Origin of the sequence: Corallococcus sp. AB045, from assembly GCF_003668895.1 — a bacterium.
Lineage (GTDB): Bacteria > Myxococcota > Myxococcia > Myxococcales > Myxococcaceae > Corallococcus > Corallococcus coralloides.
This window is the reverse complement of sequence record NZ_RAWN01000430.1, coordinates 1-737: the sequence shown is the minus strand read 5'-3', so window position 1 is coordinate 737 and position 737 is coordinate 1. Positions and strand designations below refer to the sequence as shown.

Annotated in this window: 1 protein-coding gene; it reads left to right on the top strand. The window is 62.8% G+C overall.

Translation table 11 applies throughout. The features are described from left to right. Nucleotides 1-220 precede the first annotated feature (220 nt). On the top strand, nt 221-715 hold the full coding sequence (locus tag D7Y21_RS42490) for an IS1 family transposase (protein WP_199735616.1): 495 nt from the start codon (nt 221-223) through the stop codon (nt 713-715). Nucleotides 716-737: the final 22 nt, after the last annotated feature.

Here is a 737-nt window from a genome sequence, read left to right as displayed (position 1 = left end):
CCATGGCCTGTCATCATTGCGGCAGCCCTGCCTTTCGCAAGAACGGCCACTCCGCCGGCGTCCAACGCTACCTGTGCCGCGCCTGCGGGCGCAGCTTCTCCGCCAACGGCGAGCGCTTCAGCAAGGCCCTCAAGGCCCAGGCGCTCGACATGTACCTCAACAATGTCGGCATCCGCAAAATCGCCCGCTTCACCGGGGCCTCGCCGCCGGCGGTGCTCAAATGGATCAGGAAGGCCGCCCAAGCCCTGGCCGCCCAGCTGGAGCAGGCCAGCGCTCAGGTGCAGGAGGACCTGCCCGACGTGATCGAGATGGACGAGATCTACACCTTCGTTCAAAAAAACAGTGCCGCGCCGTCGTATGGACTGCTTATTCTCGCCGGCAAGGTCGCGTTGTTGCGCACCTCATCGGCGACACTGGCGTGACCTGCGCCATCGGCCTGTATCGCAAGCTCAAGCAGGCGGTGCCCGCCGTGGCCCTGATCTGCACCGATGCCAATTCCTGCTACCGGCTGGCCTTTGAGCGCTATCGCGTGCCCGAGCCACATGTGCAGGGCAAGGCGAACACGCATCGGATCGAGAGTTCCAATGCCTCCATCCGCGATAATCTGGCTCGCTTCAACCGCCGCTCCAAACGCTATTCAAAGTCGTGGGAGATGCTCGAGGCCACGCTGCTGCTCTTCTTCAACAGGCATCGCCTCAAAACAGCACAAGGTTAACAATCCCCCACAAGGGGGAGGG

Excerpts from the sequence above, each read along its gene's own strand:
- D7Y21_RS42490 (WP_199735616.1), top strand. The coding sequence starts at position 221 with ATGGATCAGGAAGGCCGCCCAAGCCCTGGCCGCCCAGCTGGAGCAGGC.